Raw genomic sequence first — 22,502 nt, forward strand, 5'->3', positions numbered from 1 at the left:
AGAGAGGTAAGGATTACTCGACGATGAATTTACCGGTGTGCATCCTCTCGTCAACCTTGTAGAGGGCGAGGTAGGCTCCCTTCTTCAGGTACGAGGTGTCGATGGTGCATTGGTCGATTTGCTTCATGAGCATCTGACCGGTGAGGTCGTAGATGTTCAGCTCCGAGGCACAGCCTTGAGCCAGGCGTATCTTTTCGCCCTGCTTCACCACCGAGGGGATGAGGTTGCCGGTCTCGGTGTGGCTCTCGACCGGGACGATGGCCGACTCGACCTGAATTTGGGCCTGGCCTTTCAGTTTGATGTCGCGCGACGAGAATCCCAGTTCGATGTTGTAATCTCCGTTGTCGACTACGAAATTCTTGCGGTTCACGTCGTAGTACGAGAAGGCGTCTTTCGTCAGGTAGAGGGTGATGGTCTGCTCTTCATCGGGTTCGAGGTAGACCTTGCGGTAGTTCTTCAGCTCCCGGATGGGACGCTCCACAGGGCTGCTTCCGTTTTTGCCCACATAGAGTTGAACCACCTGGGCTCCGGCCCGCGAGCCGGTATTCTTGAGGGTGCACGATACTTCGAGCAGATGGTCGTCGTCGGCCGACTTTGCAATCTGCATGTCAGAGAGTTCGAAGGTGGTGTAGGAGAGACCGAACCCGAAGGGGTATTGCACTTCGGTGCCCGCCTTGTCGTAACCGCGGTAGCCCATCATAACGCCCTCGGTAAAGTTTACCTGCTTCGTGCCGTTGTCGTAGTAGCTGTTGTAGCAGGGGTTGTCCTCCCACCGTTTTTCGAAGGTGACAGGCAGTTTGCCCGAGGGGTTGCACAGACCGAACAGTACCTCGGCCATGGCCGTGCCGGCCTCCTGACCGCCGTACCAGCCCCACACGAGGCCCTTCATGCCGGGTTCCCACTCTTGCATCTCCACGTTACCGCCGGCGTTGACCACGCCAATCATCGGCTTGCTGCTTTTCTGGGCAGCCAGCACGAGGTCTTTCACATCCTGAGGCAGCCCGAAGGAGCGGTCGCCCGCCTCGGCTTCGCTGCTCGAGTTGTGGCCGATGAAGGCTACGATTACGTCGGCCTTGTCCAGCTCTTCGCGGAACCGGTCTTCGTCGCCCGCCTTCAACCAGGCCAGGTCGATGCAGGCACCGCCGCCCTGCTGGAAGTAGTCGAGTTGTATGGCATAGCTCTTGCCCGCCTCGAAGTGCATGGTGTAGCGGCTTTCGCGGGTGGAGCCGGCCTGAAATTCGTCGATGACGGTAGCGCCGTTGAGCATCAGCCGATAGCCGTCGTCACCCTTCACGATGATGGTATAGTCGCCGGTCTCTATGGGACGGATCTCGCCGGTCCATTTTACCGAGAAGTAGTTCTTGTTCACCTCGGTGAGGTCGGTCCCGGCCGTCCACTCAAACCCGATGCGCGGGTCTACGCGGGTAGCTACGGGTGTACCCTCGAGCTTCTCGTTGTTGTAGTATTGTCCGGTAAGGCCGTGTTCGCTTGAGCCGGGAGCGGCATAGAGCACATCCTCCATGTGGTCGTAGAGGTCGACGAGGTTCACCTCGATGCCCTGCTCGGCGGCCAGTGTCTTGAGACCGTCGAAATAGGATACGTAGTGGAAGGGACGCACCAGACCGCTACCGCCGCCGGCCGCATAGATGGTGGCGTTGTTGCCGATGACGGCAATGCGTTTGACGGTGGCGGGGTTCAAGGGCAGGATGTCCGATTCGTTCTTGAGCAGGACGATACCCTCGCGGGCAATCTCGAGAGCCGTCTGTGCCGTCTCGGGGTTGTCGAGGGGGATGCTGGGGTCGAGCTGTTCGCGGTCGAAGAAGCCGAAGCCAATCATCGTTTGCAGAATATGTTTCACCTTGAGGTCGATTTCACTCATCTCTATCTCGCCCGTAGCGAGGTATTTGCGCAGGTCCTCTTCGTTTTCGATTTCATTGCCGGCCATCTCCAGGTCGAGCCCGTTTTTCACGGCCGGAATACAGTTGTGGGTCGAGCCCCAGTCCGACATGACGAGACCGTTGAAGCCCCACTGCTCGCGCAGCACCTCTTTGAGCAACCACGGGTTTTCGGTGGTCCAGGTCCCGTTGAGCAGGTTGTAGCTGCTCATTACGGCACCCACCTCGGCATTCTGCACGGCCGACTTGAAGGCCGGGAAATAGATTTCGTGCAGGGTGCGCTCGTCGATGTTGGAGCTCACGTAGTTGCGGTCGTACTCCTGGAAGTTGGCGGCAAAGTGCTTGATGACACCCATTACCCCGTTGGCCTGTAATCCCTTGATGTATTCGGTCGAGGTGTTGGCGGCCAGCAGCGGGTCTTCGCCCATGTACTCGAAGTTACGGCCCGAATAGGGTGCTCGGATGATGTTCACGGCCGGACCCAGCAGAATGTTCACTCCGCGGGCCTTGCAGTCCTGGGCCAGCGCCGCACCGTAGGCGTGGGCCATCTCGGGGTTCCAGGTGGCGGCCAGCAGCAGGGCGCAGGGATAGGCGGTCGAGGGGCCCCAGGTGCCTACGCCTTGCGGGCCGTCGGACATTTTGATGGCCGGAACGTCCAGCCGGGGAATGGCCCGGGTGTACATCCAGTCTACACCGCCTATGTAGGTGAGGCGTTCTTTGACGGTCATGTTTTTCAATATCTCTTCGGCCCGTTTCTCAACCTCGGGAGTGAACCACGATTGGGCGAAAGAGGGGGTGGCCAGCGAGAGCAGCAAGGCTGCCAGCGACCATTTGTATTTCGATAGTTTCATGGTGTTGCTGTTTATTTGACGATTAGTTTTTGAGTTTGAGTGGTGGCGTCGTCGCCTGCCGATATGATGTAGGCTCCGGCAGGAAGGGCAATTTCGTGGTACGAGTCGGCCGTCGTTCCCTGAGCGGCGAGGGTGCCCGACAGGGTGTACACGCTATATTTTACGGGGTGGGGTTGGGCCTGGCGTATGGCGATGGAACCTTGCCCCGAGACGATAGTTACCGTTTCTCCTTCGATACTCTCGATACCCGACCCGTCGGATTCCCGGCCGAAAATCTGGAATTTGAGCAGTTGAATGTCGCCGGCACCGTTGTTGGCCTCCACGTCGAGCAAGATGCGGGTGAAGGTCAGCGGCGAGGATACCTCGTATTTGAGGGTCGAGTAGCGGGTGGGGAAGTAGGCGTCGGTCTGGCGGTCGAGCTCTACCCAGCCCAGCTCTTCGTTATAGCCGTTGAGAATCCATTTGCGGGGGTCGCGGTCGGGGTGGTCGTAGGAGCTCGAGAGAGCATACGAGTCGATGGTGCAGGGCTTGTCGAGCTCGATCTCCACGTAGAAGCTGGTGGCTCCGTGGGCATAGTATTTGGTGCTCATGTTGCGGTCGAAGAGGCGGTAGAACTCCTCGCTGAAGTTGTCGCCCGATTCGCCGGTGGGGTATCCCGTCACATGTGTTTCGATGTCGAGGCCTTCGGTCAGGTCGGCCGGGAAGTTCTGTTCGCCGGTAGCCGTGTAGGGCAGACCGAAGAGCTGCCATTCGGCTATCTGCAACCCCTCGGCCTGAGCCTCGAGTTTGTAGTATTGTGCGGCATTTGTGGTGGCACTGCCCGGGGTTTGGGTAATCTCGTAGAGGCGGGCGCCGTCGAGGTCGGTCGACTTGTCGCAGGTGAGTTCCTTCCACGAGGAGCCGTCGGTCGAGCTGTACAGTTTCCAGCTGTCGGTGTCGATTTCGCTGTCGATGCCGGCCGAGAGCAGGAATCCCGTGAGCAGTACCGGAACCTCGCACTTGGCCACTACCTCGACACTCGACGACTCGGGTACGAAACTCGTATACTCGTCGTTGTCGGCAAGCAAGGCGAGGGTGGCGTTGCTTTGGGGCGATGTGATTTCGGCCCCGTCGGTGAAGTCGAAGGGATAGGCTATCCGCTCTACCTCGGGACGTTCGATGGTCTCGGTCGTGGTGCATATCTCGAACTTGTCGAGGTTGGGCCCGTTGTCCTCATGCAGCCCGAAGGTGATGGTGTTCTTTCCCTTGTCGAGGTAGACGAGGGTCGAAACCATCGAGGTGGGAGCGTTGTCCCAGTTGGGCGAGTCGATGGTGCGGATAATGCTTTTCTCGTAGTGGTTGACCTTGATGGTGAGAGCCCGGCTCGACCCCATCGAATAGACTTTCAGTTCGTAGGTCCCCTCCTCGGGTATCTCTACATCGTTGAACCGCAGGTATGAGTTGGCCGCCAGGTCGAAGTCGCCGATGTATTTGCCGCCCGAGAGGCCTGCTATGGAGCTGCCGTCGACGGGCTTCACCTTCAGGTTGCCGAAGAGCTGGGCCGTTTCGGCCTCGAGCAGGATGGGAAATTCGCTGGGGGTAGGCAGTTCGACGTCGGTGGTAATGATTTCGAATTTGTCGAGGTTGGGACCTCCGCTACCTTGCGGAGTGATGGTAATGGTGTTCATCCCCTTGTCCATGTAGATATAGGTGCTCATGGTGTTGGTGGGAGGATTGTCCCACCCGGGGGTGGTGTTGGTTACAGTCGAGATGAACTCGGAGTAGTTGTTGACCTTGATGGCAATCGAGCGGTTCTGCATGCTCATGTAGTAGGTCTTGAACTCGTAGGTGCCGGTTTCGGGGACCTCGACGTTGGTAAATACAATCGAGCTGCCGGGGTCGTTGTCGCCTACATACTTCCCGCCCGACAGGCCTTCGATGGTACTGCCGTTGGTGGGTTTCACTTTTGCTGGTAATGTGATGATACCATCTTCCGCCTCGAGGGATACAAGCACCTCCTGTGCCTGTACCCACGAAGCCGACAAGATGGTAAATCCCAGCGACATCAGTCGCAGGGATTTACAAATTCTGTCTTTCATGATAAGTTAAAAATATGTGTTAGAGCTTTACAGTTACGCCTTTTTTCAAAGAGCCCGAGCCTTTGTAAACTTTCCCGTTCATCATGAGTTCTACGTTTACGGCTTTGATCTCTTTTTCGATTTTGCGTTTACCCTCTTTCGAGGCCAGTTTTACATCGACGGTATTGCCTTTCTTCTCGGCCGAGAAGGTCATGAGGCTGTAGTCGCCGCACTGGAAGTCCCAGCCGTCGCCGGCATCCCAGTAGAGCTGGCCCTGGGCCTTGCCGTTTTCGTCGAGACAAACGAGCAGGGTAAGGGGTTCGAACGAGTTTTCGGTCGTGCTTTGTACCACCCGGCCGGCCGGAATGATGCTGCCACCCTTGATTTTCAGCTCGGCCTGGTATTTGTCGCTGTATTCACCCTCGATGAGCGTCACACGCTCCCAGATGCCGTAGGGCAGCACGGGGTTCTCGGCAAAGGCGGGAATCACCAGCAGGTTGTCGCCCAGCAGGAAGGCTTGCTGCTCGCTGCGCAGGCGCAGGTCTTGCGGGTCGGCAAAGAAGACGGGAGCCATTACGGGCAGGCCCGTTTGGTGTGCCTCGTAGAAGAGGGTGTAGAGGTAGGGCAGCAGGCGGTAGCGGCGCTCGATGGCGATGCGCGAGGTATTCTCTACGGCCTCGCCGAATGCCCAGGGTTCCTTGTCGTTGGTACCGGCGCAGGCGTGACCGCGGGCGAAGGGGAGGAAGGTGCCGAACCCAATCCAGCTGGCAAAGAGGTCGGCATCGGTGTTATTGAGGAAACCGCCTATGTCGGGACCGCTGAAGGGTTGGCCCGAAAGGCCCAGCGTAAGCGACATGGGTACCGAGAGTTTCAGGTGGTCCCAGCCGGCCCAGTTGTCGCCTGTCCAGGTAGCCGCATAGCGTTGGTAACCCAGCAGACCGGCACGCGAGAGAAGGAAGGGGCGTTTCTCGGGGTTCACCCGCATGATACCCTCGTACGAGGCCTCGACCATCAGTCGGCCGTAGGCGTTGTGGTAGAGCAGGTGAGGACCGGCAGGCAGATTGCCGCCGCCCCGGTGAGGCGTGTCGTAGGGCATGGTTCCGATGCGTTCGGCCTCGGGGATGTCGTCGTCGGTCACGGCCGGTTCGTTCATGTCGTTCCATACGCCGTCGATACCCTTGGCCAGGAAGTCCTTGTAGAGGTCGGCCCACCAGTCGCGAGCCTCGGGCATGGTGAAGTCGGGGAAGGCGCAGTAGCCGGGCCATACCTTACCCTGGTAGGTTTCGCCGTTGGGGCGTTTTACCCACACGTCGTTGGCCGTACCCGATTGGTACACGTGGTAGTTCTCGTCGACCTTGGCTCCCGGGTCTATCATGTAGACCGCCTTGAAACCCTTTTGGTGCAACTCTTCGTTGAGCGCCTTGGGGTCGGGGAAGTTGGTCTCGTTGAAGGTGAAGATGCGGTAGCCGTCCATGTAGTCGATGTCCATCCAGATGACGTCGCAGGGGATGTGGCGGTTGCGGAAGTTATCGGCAATCTCGCGTACCTTCTGCTCGCTGCCGTAGGAGAAACGGCATTGGTGGTATCCCAGAGTCCAGCGGGCCGGCATGGTGATGGTACCGGTCAGTTCGGCCAGACCCTTGAGTACGGCCTTGGGCGACTCGCGGTCGATGATGAAGATGCGGAAGAGGGCACCCTCGGTGTTGAATTCGATTTTGTCGGAGTTGGTGGTGAGTTCGGCTTTCCACGAGGTATCGAAGAGGATACCGAATGCGGTACCGTCGCGGCGTACGCCCATCACCCAGGGGTGCGACTGGTAGAGGCGTTTGCCGCCGTCTACGCCGTAGGCCCCGGTATCGGTGTTCCACAACTTGATGTATTGTCCGTTACGCAACAGCGGGCCGGTGACTTCGCCGCCGCCGTAGAGACTGATTTCGCCCGTGAGGCTGAGCGAGGCGCAGGCTTTGCCGTCGACCAGGGTAAACTGGGGCACCAGTTCCCAATCGGCCGGGGTGGCCCCTTGAGCCGTGGGTTCCTCTTTGAGGATGAGCGACGGAGTCTTGGTCTGGTCGAAGCCTTGCGGAATAAATTCGACGATGTTTTCGCCCACAAGCGACGATTGCGCGATGGCCACATTTTCGGCTCGAGCACCCAGTACTCCGGCCGCGCACAGGGCTCCTATGAGCAGTTTGTTCAGATTCATGGATAAAAGTTTTTAGTTATTAGTTTACTGCGAGTTTGGCATAAAGTTCGACAATGGCACCCTGGTCGAGAATGTCGCCGGGGTTATCGGTAATCTCGTTTCCGCTGAATTGCTTGAAGAAGAGCCCCGTCTCGGCATCGCGGGTGTACTTCCAGGCGTGGTCGAGCGATTTGCGGATGGCCAGCATGTAGGTGCCGTTGCTCTCGACCTTGTTCAGTTCGAGGAATCCGCGCACCATGATGGCGTTGAACCAGCGCTTGCCATCCTTGAGGATGCGGAACTGTTCGCCCGAGTAGTTGGATACGAAATTCTCGAAGAAGTAGTTGTAGCAAGCCTCGGCCAGCAGTTTGGCATCGGTGAGGTATTGGGCGTCGCCGGTGGCGTTGTAGAGCAGTACGGCGGCCTGGAGCATCTGCCCCGAGTTGTAGGAGAACTTGCTGGTCTCTACGGTACCGTCGATTTTGATGCAGTCCCAGTAGAGGTAGTCGGCGGGGTCTTGCAGTTTCGATTTCACCCATTTGTAGACCTCTTTACCGGTCTCGAGATACGAGGGGTCGTTGGTCACCTGGTAGAGCTTGAGAGCCAACACGACGGCCGGGGCGTTCGAGCAGGTGTTTTTCGAATCGCGGGGCGACTCTTTCCAGTAGATACCGCCGCCCAGGGCATCGTCTTTGCCGGTGAGCACGAAGTTCCACACGCTCTTGGCATAGTCGAGGTACCAGTTGTCTTTGGTCTTGGAGTAGAGGTCGGTGAGGTCGATGCCTACCCAGATGGCATCGTCGTAGAGCCGCTCGTCGTGGTCGTTGACGAAGCAGCCGAAGCACATGGGCTCTTTCGTGGTGTTGTAGTATTCGAGCAGGGTGCGCTTGAGTTGGCTCTCGTAGGTGGTGCGGAAGTCGACGTTGTCGGTGTTTTGCACAATGGCGTTGAAGCCCGAGAGTACGCCGCCCAGACCCCACAGATAGGCGTGGCTGTTGTAGTCGGGGCTGTTGGGCTCGTCGTGCGTACCCAGCGTGTTGGGGTAGGTACCGAACATCAATCCAACCCGTTCGCTCCAGTAGTATTTGAAGATATTGGCAAAGGTCGTTTCGGCCCGGCTCATGTACTCTTCGTTGATACTACCCGGCTCGTTGGGCTTGATGGCTTTGATGGGAGCATCTTCGCTTTTGCAGCAGGTGAGCAGCACTAAAAGGAAGATGAGAAGTAACGAATTTCTTTTCATGATGTGTGTTGAAGATTTAATAGTTTGGAAACAAATGCACCGACCCGGCGAGAGTGCTTCTCTCCCCCCAAGCCGGTGCGTTTGCCGGATTTATTGCTTTTCAAACTTGATTTCCATCTTCTCGGTGTCGAGGGTAATCTTGTAGAGACCGGCCTGCTCGGCGGTAATCTTCCACTTGTAGTCGGGTTGTTCGCCCGGAGTTACCTGCACGTCGGTGCTCTCGATCGAACCGTCGGCTACGAGCGGTTTGAAGGTGGTACCGTTGAATTCGCGTTGAGCCAGAATCTTCAGTTCTCCCTCCTGCAAAGCCCCTTGATAGGTAAAGATGTTAGGGTTGAGGTTGTCGGGGGTCATGGCAACGAGTTTTTCCAAATCCCATTGAGCGGCGGTGGCGCTACCTACGAGGTAGAGGTTTTCGTAGAGCAGTTTCTTGTACGAGATGCTCATCTCTTTGAGCGAGATGTAGATGTAGTACAATCCGGGATCGCTTATCTGGAAGTACTCGTCGGGGTCGCTCTCGGTCGTGCGTTTCACGAGCGTGCTGTTGTCGGCCCCCTTGTTGTACGAGGGCAGAGCTACGCCCGGCGTGGTGATAAACTTGAATCCGCCGGCGGTGAGTTGTCCCTTCCAGTTGTAGAGACGTCCGTTGGAGAGCTCGGTCATCTTGTCGGCATTGTTGAGGTCGGTGCCGCCAGGGGTAGCTGAGCCGGTGATGTAGAGCGCCTGCGAGCGGGGTATGTAGGTAGTTACCCGCACGGTGGTATAGGCAATCTCGGGATATTGGAATTTGGGACCGTTGACACGGGCAGCTACACGGGCTTCGACCGATACCGGTTCGCCGGCCGTCTTACCCCACTTCTCGACGATGAGGTCGTAGAGTTGCGACGAGGTGTAGCTCACCGATTCGTTGGCACCGAGGGTTACCACGTCGGTAGCCGACTGGAATTCGTTGTCGGCGATGTCGATCTGGAACAGATAGTCGAAGGTGTATTCCGGGCCCAGGTTGGTAGCCTCGTTCCAGGAGAATGAGAGGATGACGTCGTCGGGTGCGTCCTGGTTGAGCGTGACCGATTGGGTCGAGGCTTCCAGTTTCAGTTGGGTTCTCTCGATGGCCTTGTCGTCGTCCTTGTCGCAAGCGACAAAGGCGAAGACAAAGAGCAGAGAGAATAATAGATGATATATTGTTTTCATATCGGTATTATACATTTAGAGTTCGGAAAAAAGAGTTTACCATTTGGGCAATTGTCTGAGGTTGGGGTTCTTGTCGAGCTGGTTCTGGTGAATGGGGAACCAGTAGTTTTTCTCGCTGAAGGCGCGGGTAATCTCGACGCGACGTTTGAAGTAGGCGTTCTCGTTGTTCTTGTCGCAGCTCTTCTCGGTACCGAACTTGTTCATGCCGTAGTAGTCGCCCCGCAGAATGTCGATCTGTTTCCAGCGGCGGATGTCGTCGAAGCGGATGGCATACTCGCAGTTGAACTCGACGCGGCGTTCGCGGTGGATAGCCTCACGCATGGCAGCCTGGTCGCTCGGTGCGGGAATCTTGTCGAACCCGTTGCTGTCCTTGCCCGTACCGTATTGGGGAATGCCGGCACGCTCTCTCACGAGGTTTACGTATTTGAGAATCTCGTCTTTCTGGGAGGGATCCCACTCGTTCAGCGCCTCGGCATAGTTCAGGTAAGCCTCGGCCAGACGGCAGATGATACCGGGACGATAGGGAATCGTGTAGTTGAGGATGTTGGTCTCGGGGTGTACCCGTTTTCTCAGCAGGTAACCGGTCTGGGGAGCATCCCAGAGCGAGCCCGATGCGGGACGTCCGTCCTCGCCCATGTAGTAGAAGTCGACGTAGCGGTTGTCCTGACGATACCAGGCACCGTTGTAGAGTACCGATACATAGAAACGGGGTTCGCGGTTGACATACATGTTGAAGGTACCGGCCGGAGCTACCGTGTTTTCGGTATTGGAGCTCTTGGCATCCTTGTCACCTTCGATCCATTTGGTTTTCCGCACGTCGGGTTCGGTAGAGAAACCGCTCTCGTTGTAGCCCGAAGCCTGGTTGATGATGGGCTCGCCGTTGGGCTCATAACCGGTAATGGCGGGCAGACCGTTGCTCATGAAGAAGGCATCGACCAGCTCCTGGGTAACACCCAGACCGCCCTGGCCACGCGAGCCACGGGGTACGGCGTGTTGCGAGTAGAGGTCGGCACTCACGTCGGGACGGGGGAAGAGAATCTCCTTGTTGCCCTGATTGAACTCTTTGTAGCACATGTTCGAGTAGCTCATGAAGGGGTCGATCGAACCGTCTTCGTTATACTCGTAGTAGAGGTGGTATCCGTTGGCTTCGGCCTCGTCGATGAGCTCTTTGCAGGCTTTCACGGCTCTTTCCCACTTGGTGGGGTCGTAGGTCGAGTTGAAGATGTTCTGGCCTTTGTTGTTCTGGTAGGCGGCATAGTCGGGGTCGTCGTTGCCGTTTACCAGCGGGCTGGCGGCAAAGAGCAGCATGCGGGCGCGGATGGCCAGAGCCATAATCGAGGTGGCGTGACCGTAGTTACGATCTTCGGTATAGACGGCCGGCAGTTGCTTGGCTACCTCCTGAAACTCGGTATCGAGCCAGTTGATGACATCGTCGTAGGGAGTCTGGCCGATGAGAATATCTTCGGTAGGAGCATTCACGTCGGTAAGCCAGGTTTGCAGAGGTATGGCACCGTAGGTGTTTACCAGCAGGTAATAGTAGTAGGCGATGAGGAAACGGGCCTCGGCCTTCATGTTGTCGACATCTTCCTGATATACCTGTTGCTCGGGCAGAGCCTTCACGTTGTTGATGAAGATATAGGCACTGCGGATGCGCACGGGGAAGTCGCCCCAGAAGTTACCTTTCCATTCGCTTTGGGGAGTCCAGTTGCCCAGAATCTTGTCGATACAGTCCCAGTCGGCAAAAGCACGCCAGTCTTGCGATGGCGAGAAGTCGTCGGCATAGGCATCGTAGTTACGCATCATGGGGGTATAGGGGTCGGGTATACCGTCGTAAATACCGGCGAGCCACTCCTCGGTACGGTTTTTACTGTTGAATACCATTTCCAAGGTCAAAATATCGTCGGGCGCATTGTCCAGGTAGTCGGTACAAGAGGTAACCGAGAAGAGCCCGATGATAGCCAATGTATATTTAACAATCGTATGTTTCATGATTTTTTGTTTCCTTTTCTGTTTTATGGGTTTAGAATCTTACTTGCAGACCGATAGAGTAGGTGGCCATGATAGGATATTTCAGACCGTTGCTGGTGCTCAGCTCGGGATCCCACAGGTCGAATTTGGAGAATTGCAGCAGGTTCGTACCGCGGATGAATATGCGGGCATATTCCATGGCGGCTTTCTTGATGAGGTTCTTGGAGAAGGAGTAACCCAGCTCTATGTTTTTGAGTCGCAGCATGCTCATGTCTTTCAACCACCAGTCGGATGATTGAGCGTTGTTGGCATTGTAACCCATGTGGAGGCGGGGATAGAAGACATCCTGGCTGGGATTCTCGACGGTCCAGGCATCGGAGGCGTTGGTAAAGATGTTACCCTCGGCACCGATGGTCGAGCCGGGCAAGAAGTTCGTCTGGTTTTCGCCGATGATGCGGTAGGTGCGGCCGTTGCCTTGGAAGAAGGCACCGAAGTCTACGTTTTTGTAGCTGAGGTTCACGCCGAAACCATAAACGAGTTCGGGGTTCACGGTTCCGCCGATGGCCGTCTTGTCGGTTTCGGTGATTTCGCCGTCGCCGTTCATGTCGACATACTTGATGTCACCGGGATATACGCGGTCCGAGAACTTGGGAACGGGGATACCGGGTTTCAGTTCGCCGGTCGTTACGTCGGCAAAGTCCTCTTCGGTGAAGAGTCCGTCGCTTACCAGACCGAAGATTTGGCCCACGGGTTTGCCCGTGCTCGAACGGTAGGTACCCAGCACACCCAGGTCTTCGTCTTGTTCGATAATCTTGTTGCGGGCATACGATACGCTGGCGCGAGCCGAGATGAACCAGTCTTTATTGATTTGCTTGTTGAGATCGAGCGAGAAGTCGAAACCTTTGTTGGTCACGATACCGTAGTTGGCCCAGGGCAGCGAGGGGAAACCGGCTGAGCTGGGGTAGTTCTTGCGTTGCATGAAGATGTTTTCACGACGTTCGTGGAAGAAGTCCAGTTGGATTTCGGCCATCTTGAACAGGCCCAGTTCGATACCGACGTTGGCCTTCTTGACCGTCTCCCAGGTAAGGTTTTCTACACCGGGGTCACCCTCGCGCAGACCGCCTTTTTCGTAGAAGGCGTTGGAGTTACCCCACTTGTAGCCGTCGGTCGAGCCGATGGTGGTGATGTAGGCGAAACGCTTTTGCGAGCCATCGTCGTTGTAGAAACGGTCGTTACCGGCCAAACCATACGATGCTCTCAGTTTCAACTTGTTGATGTAGTTTTGTACGGGGCGCATGAACTCCTCTTCCGACACAATCCAGCCGGCGGCAATCGAGGGGAAGAAACCGAAGCGGTGACCCTTGGCAAAGTTTTCGGAACCGTTGTAACCGAAGTTAAACTCGGCAATGTAGCGGTCGGCATAGGTATAGGCGGCACGGCCGGCAAAACCTTGTGTACGGTAGGGCACCTGGTCGCCATCGTCGTAGTTGCGCTGGTTGTACAGCAACAGGGCGCTTACCGAGTGGTCGCCGAAGCGTTGGTCGTAGGTGATGTTACCTTCGAGGTAGGTACTGTAGTTACCGTACTCTTCCCAGCGGCTGTAACCCAGGAACTCGTCGCCCTCGTTCAATACCATGAGGATGAGCTCGCCGGTAACCGGGTCGCGTTGGGTAGCGGGCGAGTAGTAGCGGGGCGATTTGCCGCGGTCTACACCGTTGCGCGAATAGTAGTCGTACGAGAAGATACCCTTTACCTTCAAACCGGGGAGGATACCTTTCAGGTCTTGCTCTACGGCGAAGAGGGTTTCGAGCTTACTCTCGGCCTCGCGTTTGAAACCCGATTGCGTCAGTTTGGCCCAGGGGTTTTCGTTCTCACGCGGTTTGGGTATGCAGCCGTTGTTGTAGATAAGCGGAACCATGTAGGGGGTAGCCTTGAAGGCGGCGCTGAAGATGTCGTCGATACCGTCTTTGGGGGCGTTGCGTTGTTGCAGGTAACCACCGATGTTGAAGGTCAACAGGGTGGTCGAGGTCACGTTCATGTCGACGTTGGTACGCAGGTTGAAGCGGTTGACCGAGATGCCCGAATCCCAGGCCTGGGTCTTGTCGGTCTCGGTGATACCTTGCTCGTTGTAGTAGGCACCTACGAACGAGTAGCGCAGTTTCTCGTTACCGCCCGAGAGGTCGAACGAGGCGCGCGTGTTGTTGGCAAAGTCTTTGGTGATGGCATCGATCCAGTCGATGTCGGGGTAGAGCTCGGGGTCGTAGCCGGTGCGATATTTGTCAATCAGTTCGGGCGAGTAGAGCTCGGTACCGGTTTCCTGGATGTTGATGTTGTTCAAGAGGGTCAGGTAATCGGCGGCATTGAGGAACGAGGGGAGCTTGGCCGGGCGGGTGATGGAGTGCTCGACCGATACGTTGATGGTCGTCTTGCCCGAGTGACCGCGTTTGGTGGTAATCAGGATGACACCGTTGGCACCCCGCACACCGTATACGGCGCTGGCCGAAGCGTCTTTCAAGACCGAGAACGACTCGATTTCGGAGATGTCGATGTTGTTGAGCGAACGCTCTACACCGTCGACGAGCACGAGCGGCGAGTTGCTGCCCTTGAACGAGCTCATACCGCGGATCCAGAACTCGGAGTTGTCGTAGCCCGGTTCGCCCGACCGCTGTACACCGATGATACCGGCAATGTTACCGGCCAGGTCGTTACTGAGCGAACGGGTGGTACCGACTTGCAGCTGTTGGGGTTTCACGCTGGTGATGGCGGCAACGACCGAAGCCTTCTTTTGCACACCGTAACCAACCACTACCACATCCTCGAGTTGGGTCGAGGCGTCTTGCAGTACCACGTTGATGATCTTGCGGCTGTTCACGGCCTCTTCGCGCGAGGCGAAACCAATGTATTTGAATTGCAGGATGGCGCTTTTGTCGGGTACGTTGATGTCGTAGATACCGTCGACGTTGGTAATGGTTACAATCGAGGGGTCGTCTTTTACCGACACGGTTACACCGATCAGGGGCTCGCCGTTGACGTCGGTGACGTTACCGTGGATGGCAATCTTTGTCTGGTTCTTCCCTGAAGCGTTATTCTTGTTGTATAAAATAATCTGCGACTGTTTGATTTCAAACTTGATGTTTGATTTTGCGAGCATTTGCGATATGGCTTGCCGCACAGGTGTGTTGTTGGCTTTCAACGATACTTTTTGGTTGACATCCAGTTTCAAGGCATCGTAGAAGAAGGTGTATTTGCTCACGCTTTCTATTTTTTTAATAGCCTCGGATAGCGGAATGTTTTGGAAAGAAATAGTCAATGATTCTCCCGGGGCCTGAGCAAACAAGTTCAAGGAGAATAAAATGGCCAGGAATAGGACCAATTTTTTCTTTAGATTCATATCATGGGTATATTAAAGTTAACTCAATAGGTTCTCTTTCTTTTTCTTTTTGTGTGTATTTAGTGTTTTAAAAAAGTCTATAAATGTTTTTTGCGGTAGTTTTTTCGTTCAGTATTTTATCATAGGCAATAGTTTTTTAAGGGGTTATTATTAAAGTGTTGTTTTCGTCGAAGTGATAATGAATCGAAGAGATGCTGGCCATGATGCGCACAATATCTTCGAGGCTTTGGTCATATAGGGTAAACGTGTAGGACTGGTCGTCGGAGAGAGCCGGATCGATTTCGATTTTCACGTTATACCATTTGGAGAGGTATCGGCATACCTCGTGCAGATTCTTGTTTTCGAGTTTCACCCGGTCTTTGGTCCACATCATGGCAAACTCTACATCGCCTTCTTCCACGCTTATGGTCTTGCTCTTCTTGTCGAGCGAACCCTCTTCACCGGGTTTCAGGTAGTGGTCGGGCTTGTCGTCGCCCAGTACGTGCATCGAGACCGAACCCTCGTAGAGGCTCACGACCGATTTGTCGTCATCGTCATAGGCGCTTACGTTGAACTGGGTACCGTGTACCTTGACCGCAATGTCGTTGGTTTTGACGATAAACGGTTTCCGGTCGTGCTGTACATGGAAGAAAGCTTCGCCTTTGAGGGTTACCTCACGTACGTCGGCATGCAGGTTGGTATATTCGAGTTCCGAGTTGGCGTTGAGCCATACCTCGCTGCCGTCGGGGAGGATAAACTTCGATTTGCCGGTGATGGTCGAGTAGGTTTGGGCAATGGCTTCGTGTTTGGCGTGGTGATTGCTCTCGAAGAAAAGATAACCGGTACCCGATACGACCAGCAGTAAACCTATTGCAGCGGCAAAGCGACGGAGCACTCGGCCCGACGCCCACCGCGGCACAATCTTCTTTACCTTCTCAGGTTTGGTTTGAATGGAATCTTGGTGTATATAAGTCTGGAATTTTTTCCAATAGAAATCGACGTCTGGATTGTATCCGGCTGCCTTGGTTTGAATTTGGTTCCACAAATTTTGCAATTCGTTGAAAAACTGTTGGTTCGCAACGTCTTGATTCAGCCACTCTTGCAGCTGTGTTTGCTCGTCTTCTGATAGCGAGATGCCTTTGAATCGAGCTATGATAATGTCCCAAGGGAGCTTCTTGTTCATAATTATCAGACTTTTTTAGAAAAATATTTTACCGCATTATTTTGATTTCATTAGTTAGACACAAAAAAAGAGATAAACCCTTATACCGGATACCGTAAAAAAGGAAAAACAATTGGGAATAACTTGCGATTATTTGATAAATTGTTGTTAATCAGTATGTAAAAAAGAGAGGGGAAAGAGCCTTTTTTTCTGCTTTGTGGGTGAGATAATTTTTTTTGTAGAATAAAATTCTTTTCTTTGCACAGTATTCCTATATATAAAACGGTGGCCAACATAGCAAACGACATATTATTGCTCAGGCAAATACGGGAGGGAAATGAAGAGGCATTCAAAAGTTTGTTCGAAACCTACTTTACTCCGTTGTGCCGTTTTATATACCTTTATCTGGACGACAAGGCTGTGGCCGAAGAGCTGGCCATGGATATTTTTATCTATCTGTGGGAGAACCGCGACACCTTCCACATACAACTTTCGTTGAAAGCCTATCTGTTTCAGGCTGCACGAAACAAGTGCTTGAATGAATTGCGTAAAAAGAAAGAGATGGTGAGTATCGACGACGCCGAGTTGTCGGGACTCAATACCGACGTGTCGTCGCTCGAGACCGAAGAGCTGTATCGGCTTATCCACGAGGCCATACTGGCTCTGCCCGAAAAGTGTCGCCATATTTTCGTTCTCAGCCGGCAGGAGAGCCTCACCAATCAGGAGATTGCCCAGAAGTTGAATCTCTCGGTCAAGACGGTCGAGGGGCAAATAACCATTGCCCTAAAGAAAATCAGAAAATTTCTGGGCGACCAGTACAGCTATTTGTGGTAAAAAAATTTTTTTCATTCGGTATAAGGGTATATGATGCTTTTTGTGTCATAGTATGTGAAACCCTGGAATATTACCGACATGAAAAACTCTTTTAAGTGCACATACTCTTTTTGTTACGGTCCATTTCCTACTCCGTTGACCGGGAGATACCCCTATTAGAGCTTTTTGTACAGGCAAAGATTCTATCGTTTTTCTTAGACTTGAGTGAGAGATATGTACAAGAAAATTACAAGTTTGTGTTTTGCCCTGCTGGCAGCCTGCAGCCTGTATGCTCAGGAGCCGTTGCTGGTTCTGGAGGCCGAGGATGCCCGGCTCACCCCGCCGGTGAAGGTCAAATATGTCGACGGCTATTCGGGAAACGCCTACGTGGGCGATAACGATAGCGGGTCGGAAATCGTGTTTGAAAATGTTTATGTCGAGAAGGCGGGAACCTATGAGTTTCGCACCTACTATACCAGCATGTTCATTCGCTCCATCGCCGTGCAGTCGGGGTTCTATACCCCGGTAATCCTCACGATGACCGAGACGACCGAGGACTGGAACCGTCCGCCGGTGGGCATGATGCTGTCGTATATCTATCTCGACGAGGGGTACAACACCTTGCGCATTACCCCCTATAATGGCGGGGGGCCCAATATCGACAAATTCGAACTCTGGGAGACCGGGGTGAACATGCCCAAGCCCGAGAAGGAGAGCGCCGCTTTCGGTTACGACCTCACCGACGAGGCCTCGGTGACCGTCGACGGTGCCGACTATTCGGCTTCGGCCATGAACGACAACAACGAGTATACCTCGTGCGAGATGCCCGCCTCGTCGAACTACATCTATGTAACCTGTCCCGAACCTTACCTGATTACCGGCTACCTCTTCTCCGACGGTACGGCCATAGCGGCCGGTGTCGATGCCTGGAGCCTGGAGTATTCGGTCGACGGACAAAACTACAATCGCTTGTCGCCCAATTCGTCTACCCGGTACAGCGCGGCGACACTCTATACCATCGATCGTCAGCCTCATGCCGACGCTGCCCGGGCTGCCCGTTATTACCGCATTGTCACGCAAGGTGGCCGTGTGGGCGAGATACAACTCTTCGGGATACCCTATTATGAGAATACCGACGGAAAGAATTTCCCGACCGATATAACGGCCGGCGTCGATGCCTATGCCTCGGCGCTGGGCTCTCCGCTGGGTGCCTTTACCGTGGCCGACGAGCGCTACTTCAACCTCTTCGACCGCAACATGCAGCGCAAGTATTACAGCGACGAGGGTCCCCTCTTCCAGGTAGAGATAGAACTCGACAAGCCTTATCGCCTCGAGAGCTACACGCTCACCTCGTGTCAGGATTACCCCGACCGTGACCCGAAGAGCTGGGTGGTCGAGGGCTTCGATCGTGATTGGGAGGTGGTGAGCGAAGTCGAAGGCTTTGAGTTTCCCAGTAGGTATGCGACCATGAAATTTGCCGTAAACGGTACGAAACTATACAGGGGCTATCGCTTGAGAACCCTCGAGAATAACGGGGCCGATGCCTTCCAGTTGCTCAAGTGGCAACTCTTTGGCAGCGACCAGCCGGCAGCCCTCTCTTCGGCTCGGGTTGACGAGGTGCGGGTAACGGCCGGCGACCGGGCCATTGTGGTCTCGACAGCCGACGAAGCAGCTTGCCGCGTGTTGACCCTCTCGGGCCAGACTCTCTACGAAGGGCGGTTGCGCGGTGACGATTGCCGCATTGCGGTGCCTGCCGGCATCTATCTCGTGGGGGTGACCGTGCAGCACGAGCAGACGGTACACAAAGTAGTGGTAAAATGAAGATTTATTGAAGATGAAAACCAGATTGACATACGGACTCCTGATTGTGGCAGGAGTGATGAGCGGTATCGCTCCGGCTTGGGGCGAACAGGTCCTGGGCGAGTCGACCTCGCCCAACGACTCGATTAAACTCGTCGTGCTCGACGACAACGATGCGTTGTATTACAAGGTCGTGAAGGGTACCGCTACCCTGATAGAGAAGTCGGCCCTGGGAATCGTCACCTCGGTGGGCGATTTTTCGAGCGGGGTAGGCGACCTCGCCTTTACCGACCGCCTGGTCGAAGACCCTTATGAATTGCCGTCGGGCAAACGCAGCCGCTACGAAAATACCTACAAGGAGGCCACGGTGACCGGCAGCAAGGAGGGGCACGAAGTGAAGTTTGTCTTCCGCGTCTACGACGACGGTGTGGCCTACCGCTACGAGCTTCCCGGCAGCGGCGAGGTTTCGGTCTATGCCGAACAGAGCGAATGTCTGCCCGCCGCCTGCGAAACCATCTATTCCCAACAGTATACCAAAGACAGCCAGTCGCTTTTCAGCGAGACCGCTACCGAGTTCGTGGCCTGTGCCACCTATACCCCCTTCCCCATACTGGTCGACATGGGGGGCAACTATATGTTGATGACCGAGGCGAGAGTCAACGGCTCGTATTGCGGGAGCACACTCACGGTCGACGACGAGACCGGTGCCTTCTGTTTCCAGCCTCGTGAATCGGTATCGACTACCCTCCCGTTGGCTACCCCGTGGCGGGTGCTGCTGGTGGGTTCGCTCGAGTCGGTGGTCGAGACGGTGATGCTCGAGAATCTTAACGATGCGACGGCCGTCAACTCCCTCTCGTGGATTACCCCGGGACGGGCTACCTGGAACATTGCCGGCGAGGATTTCACCGCCGACTACCTGAATATGAGCAACATCAAACACTATATCGACTGGGCCCAGGAACAGGGGTGGGAGTACTTCACCCTCGACAAGTGCTGGGAACAGAACGGCATCTCGCTGAAAGAGGTGGTCGATCATGCCTCTTCGAAGAAGGTGGGCGTGCTGATATGGGTGAACCAGAATGACCTTCCCTCCGACGAGTCTGCCCTGAACGCGATGGTACAGAGCTGGAAATCGCAGGGTGTGAAGGGGTTGAAGGTCGACTTCTGGGAGAGCGAGTCGCAGGCTACGATGCAGAAGGTGGACCTGCTGCTGCGGGTGACGGCTCAGAACCAGCTGTTGCTCGACCTCTACGCTTGCCCCAAACCCACGGGTTTGCGACGCACCTGGCCTCACCTGCTCACCTCGGAGGCTGTGCTGCCCAACACCGTATTTACCGACTTTCCCGATATTCACAACATCAACTCGGCCATAATTCGCGGCGCTATCGGTTCCACCGATTATGCCCCCGTCGACTTTGCCGACCGCAACGGCTGCATCCACTCCGGCACCACCTGGGCTCACCAGTTGGCCCTGTCGGTGGTATTCGAGTCGGGCATACAGCATCTGGCCGATGCTCCCGAGAATTTCGAGTATCACATGGCCCGCGAGTTCTTGAAACGGCTGCCCGTGGCCTGGGACAATACCCGCTGTCTGGAGGCCCGTCCCGACGAATATGTGAGCCTTGTGCGCCAGAAGGGCGACGAGTGGTATTGGGCCACGCTCACGCACGAAGCCCGCACGGCACGGGTGCCCCTGTCGTTCTTGCCCGAGGGCGAGAACTACTGTGCCTATGTGTATGCCGATGGCGATTGCCCGTCGGAGGTCCGGTTTGAGTACCGCGACAACCTGTCGTCCCGCGATACCCTGTCGGTCGACCTGCTGAAGCGGGGTGGGGCCGTAGTGCTCTTCTCCACCTCGTCGCAACTGCCGCGACCCATACAGATGAAATACGAGGCCGAAGCCGCCGAGAACACCATACCCTTCGGGGTGCCGGTGAAGAGCGATGTCGACAGCCTCTGTTCGGGCGGGGAGTATGTGGCCTCGATAGGCAACGGCCGCGCCCTGGTCTTCAACGGGGTGACCGTGCCCGAGTCGGGTACCTATGCCATGACCCTCTACTACATGAGCGATGCTCCCTGTTCGGCCTATGTGAAGCTGAACGGCGACATCAACTCGTGGCAGGAGGTTTCGTTCGAGAATACCGGCGGCCCCACGGGTCGTTACATGGCACACCGCACAGTGCTGGTTACGCTCGACCATACGGTGAGCAACACGATTGAGGTAGGCAACAACTCCGATTACGGTCCCAATCTCGACCGTATCGTCCTGTCGAAGTATGTCGACGGGACGACCGACGTGGAGGCTCCGCAGGAGAGCGAGTCGGTAGGGTTGGTCTACGTGCTCGACCGCGACATCATCATCGAGCAGGCATCGGCTACCGACTATGCCGTCTACAATTCGCTGGGCCAACTCTTGCGCACCGGCCACTTCGAGGGCGGCCGTCTGTCGGTTTCCGTTCCCGATAGGGGTGTCTACTTCGTGAAGCTCCACACCGCCGGGCTCGACTTTACCCAAAAAGTATTGATAGGACGATGAAAATGAGAACCTTTTGTTAAACTTAATAATAAAACTTATGAAAAAGATTACCTTTTTAATGGTCTGTTTGTTGTCCGTGCTCGGACTCTCTGCAGCCAGTTATGATCACCTGTATGTAATCGGCGATGCCACATCGGCCGGTTGGAACACCAATAGCAACCTGGAGATGACCAATCTCGGGGATGGAAAATTTACCTGGACCGGCGAATTGCTCGACCATGGTGACAATTCGCGTCGATTCAAATTCATTGTTAGCCGTAGCTGGTATCCCTGCTTGACGACTACCGCAGCCGCTCACGAGACCGTGACTCCCGGTGTGAAAGTAGCTTTGCTCGACAAACACGAAGAGGTTCAACCCGATGCTGCCTTCATCGTAGACAAGACGGGAACCTACAAAATTGATATTGACCTGAACGAAATGACCATGTTACTGACCGAGACTACGCAGGAGCTCCCCGACGTAGCCGAGTTCGGTCAAGTATACCTGGCCGGTAGCGCCTTTACCGACAAGGTAGCCATGGAGAAGGTTTCGGACGGTGTCTACACTTGGTCGGGCGTAATCGAAGAGGCCGACCCCATGGTAGGTTTCTACTTTGTAAACGGCGATGAGACCATGTCGTTCAACCCCGCCAATACCGGCAGCATCAAATCGGGTTCGTACAATATGGTATATAGCGCCGACGGCGTAGGTACTACCGAGTTCCAAATCCCCACCACCTCGACCTACACGATTACGGTCAATGTAGCCGAGATGAAGATGGAAGTTCTCAAAATCGACTACGAGCACCTCTATATCGTAGGTAGCGCCTTGACGGCTCGTCCCGGTAGCTGGTTGACCGAAGATGGTGTAGAGATGGAAAAGGTCGAATCGGGCAAATTCACCTGGTCGGGTCAACTCTATGCTCAGACGACCGACGGTAGCGGCACGGAGTTCAAGTTCCTCAACCAACTTCTTCCCGGGGTATGGGAAAACGACTTTGTATTCGATGCGACTCAAAGCGCCAATCAACCCATCGAAATCGGCGGCAGCTACACGATTTCGTACCGCGGTTCGGGCCACGACAATAAGTTCACGGTGCCCGAGGATGGTAACTACAAACTCACGGTCGACCTCCATGCCATGACTCTCACGGTCGAGGAGGGTACCTCCAGCGCTGTAAGCGAAGTGCTGGCTACCGCTCCGGTTGTAGTAGCCGACGGTGCTACTATCCGCGTATTGGCCAACGGCCTCGACCTCGACGGCGTGATGGTATTCGACTTGCTGGGCAACTGCGTAGCCTCGACGGGTGCCGTAAGCGACTATGCTTTCGACATGGCACAGAGCGGCGTGTATGTAGTGCGCGTAGCTTGTGGCAACCAGGTATATTCTCATAAAGTAATAGTTAAATAAAGTCTTAAGATTTTGAGCCGAGTCGGGGAGCCGACCTCCCCGGC

Annotated in this window: 12 protein-coding genes; 4 read left to right on the top strand and 8 right to left on the bottom strand. The window is 55.2% G+C overall.

The annotated features are described in order from the left end of the window. Nucleotides 1–13 precede the first annotated feature (13 nt). The 8 genes from Q1K76_RS04825 to Q1K76_RS04860 form a co-directional block, all read right to left on the bottom strand. On the bottom strand, nt 14–2,746 hold the full coding sequence (locus tag Q1K76_RS04825; RefSeq protein WP_300131443.1) for a glycoside hydrolase family 3 C-terminal domain-containing protein: 2,733 nt from the start codon (nt 2,744–2,746) through the stop codon (nt 14–16). An 11-nt stretch (nt 2,747–2,757) separates the two neighbouring features. Further along, on the bottom strand, nt 2,758–4,824 hold the full coding sequence (locus Q1K76_RS04830; protein WP_300131446.1) for a T9SS type A sorting domain-containing protein: 2,067 nt from the start codon (nt 4,822–4,824) through the stop codon (nt 2,758–2,760). A gap of 19 nt (nt 4,825–4,843) precedes the next feature. After that, complete coding sequence (locus tag Q1K76_RS04835) at nt 4,844–7,006, bottom strand: TIM-barrel domain-containing protein (RefSeq protein WP_300131448.1); 2,163 nt, start codon at nt 7,004–7,006, stop codon at nt 4,844–4,846. Between the two features lie 19 nt (nt 7,007–7,025). Next, nucleotides 7,026–8,228: a glycoside hydrolase family 76 protein gene (locus tag Q1K76_RS04840; protein WP_087408941.1), complete on the bottom strand. Its 1,203-nt coding sequence runs from the start codon at nt 8,226–8,228 to the stop codon at nt 7,026–7,028. Between the two features lie 90 nt (nt 8,229–8,318). Beyond that, nucleotides 8,319–9,419: a SusF/SusE family outer membrane protein gene (locus Q1K76_RS04845; protein WP_300131452.1), complete on the bottom strand. Its 1,101-nt coding sequence runs from the start codon at nt 9,417–9,419 to the stop codon at nt 8,319–8,321. 36 nt (nt 9,420–9,455) lie between these two features. Beyond that, entirely contained in the window at nt 9,456–11,408 is a 1,953-nt protein-coding gene (locus tag Q1K76_RS04850) for a RagB/SusD family nutrient uptake outer membrane protein (protein ID WP_298663111.1), read from the bottom strand. Between the two features lie 31 nt (nt 11,409–11,439). Further along, nucleotides 11,440–14,640 carry a TonB-dependent receptor gene (locus Q1K76_RS04855; protein WP_241147839.1) on the bottom strand — a complete coding sequence of 1,067 codons (3,201 nt, stop codon included), beginning with the start codon at nt 14,638–14,640 and terminating at the stop codon, nt 11,440–11,442. A gap of 274 nt (nt 14,641–14,914) precedes the next feature. Further along, nucleotides 14,915–15,940, bottom strand: coding sequence for a FecR family protein (locus Q1K76_RS04860; RefSeq protein ID WP_258326681.1), 1,026 nt, complete (start codon nt 15,938–15,940; stop codon nt 14,915–14,917). 264 nt (nt 15,941–16,204) lie between these two features. On the opposite strand from Q1K76_RS04860, the gene Q1K76_RS04865 reads away from it, so the two are divergent. From Q1K76_RS04865 to Q1K76_RS04880, 4 genes are all read left to right on the top strand, one after another. Beyond that, the gene (locus Q1K76_RS04865) at nt 16,205–16,753 is read left to right on the top strand and encodes an RNA polymerase sigma-70 factor (RefSeq protein ID WP_087408948.1); all 549 of its coding nucleotides are present in this window, start codon (nt 16,205–16,207) and stop codon (nt 16,751–16,753) included. Nucleotides 16,754–16,966: 213 nt separating this feature from the next. Then, nucleotides 16,967–18,553 carry a DUF6383 domain-containing protein gene (locus tag Q1K76_RS04870; RefSeq protein WP_087408936.1) on the top strand — a complete coding sequence of 529 codons (1,587 nt, stop codon included), beginning with the start codon at nt 16,967–16,969 and terminating at the stop codon, nt 18,551–18,553. Between the two features lie 13 nt (nt 18,554–18,566). Then, the gene (locus Q1K76_RS04875; RefSeq protein WP_300131456.1) at nt 18,567–21,068 is read left to right on the top strand and encodes a glycoside hydrolase family 97 catalytic domain-containing protein; all 2,502 of its coding nucleotides are present in this window, start codon (nt 18,567–18,569) and stop codon (nt 21,066–21,068) included. A 37-nt stretch (nt 21,069–21,105) separates the two neighbouring features. Further along, a complete protein-coding gene (locus Q1K76_RS04880; RefSeq protein WP_300131458.1) occupies nt 21,106–22,458 on the top strand; it encodes a SusF/SusE family outer membrane protein in 1,353 nt (450 codons plus the stop codon). The last annotated feature ends 44 nt before the right edge of the window (nt 22,459–22,502 follow it).

It is taken from the genome of uncultured Barnesiella sp. (genome assembly GCF_946496565.1).
Classification (GTDB): domain Bacteria; phylum Bacteroidota; class Bacteroidia; order Bacteroidales; family Barnesiellaceae; genus Barnesiella; species Barnesiella merdigallinarum.

Coding starts and splice junctions, on each gene's coding strand:
- Q1K76_RS04835 (WP_300131448.1), bottom strand. CDS start 7,006: ATGAATCTGAACAAACTGCTCATAGGAGCCCTGTGCGCGGCCGGAGTA.
- Q1K76_RS04875 (WP_300131456.1), top strand. CDS start 18,567: ATGAAAACCAGATTGACATACGGACTCCTGATTGTGGCAGGAGTGATG.
- Q1K76_RS04830 (WP_300131446.1), bottom strand. CDS start 4,824: ATGAAAGACAGAATTTGTAAATCCCTGCGACTGATGTCGCTGGGATTT.
- Q1K76_RS04870 (WP_087408936.1), top strand. CDS start 16,967: ATGTACAAGAAAATTACAAGTTTGTGTTTTGCCCTGCTGGCAGCCTGC.
- Q1K76_RS04845 (WP_300131452.1), bottom strand. CDS start 9,419: ATGAAAACAATATATCATCTATTATTCTCTCTGCTCTTTGTCTTCGCC.
- Q1K76_RS04880 (WP_300131458.1), top strand. CDS start 21,106: ATGAAAAAGATTACCTTTTTAATGGTCTGTTTGTTGTCCGTGCTCGGA.
- Q1K76_RS04840 (WP_087408941.1), bottom strand. CDS start 8,228: ATGAAAAGAAATTCGTTACTTCTCATCTTCCTTTTAGTGCTGCTCACC.
- Q1K76_RS04825 (WP_300131443.1), bottom strand. CDS start 2,746: ATGAAACTATCGAAATACAAATGGTCGCTGGCAGCCTTGCTGCTCTCG.
- Q1K76_RS04860 (WP_258326681.1), bottom strand. CDS start 15,940: ATGAACAAGAAGCTCCCTTGGGACATTATCATAGCTCGATTCAAAGGC.
- Q1K76_RS04850 (WP_298663111.1), bottom strand. CDS start 11,408: ATGAAACATACGATTGTTAAATATACATTGGCTATCATCGGGCTCTTC.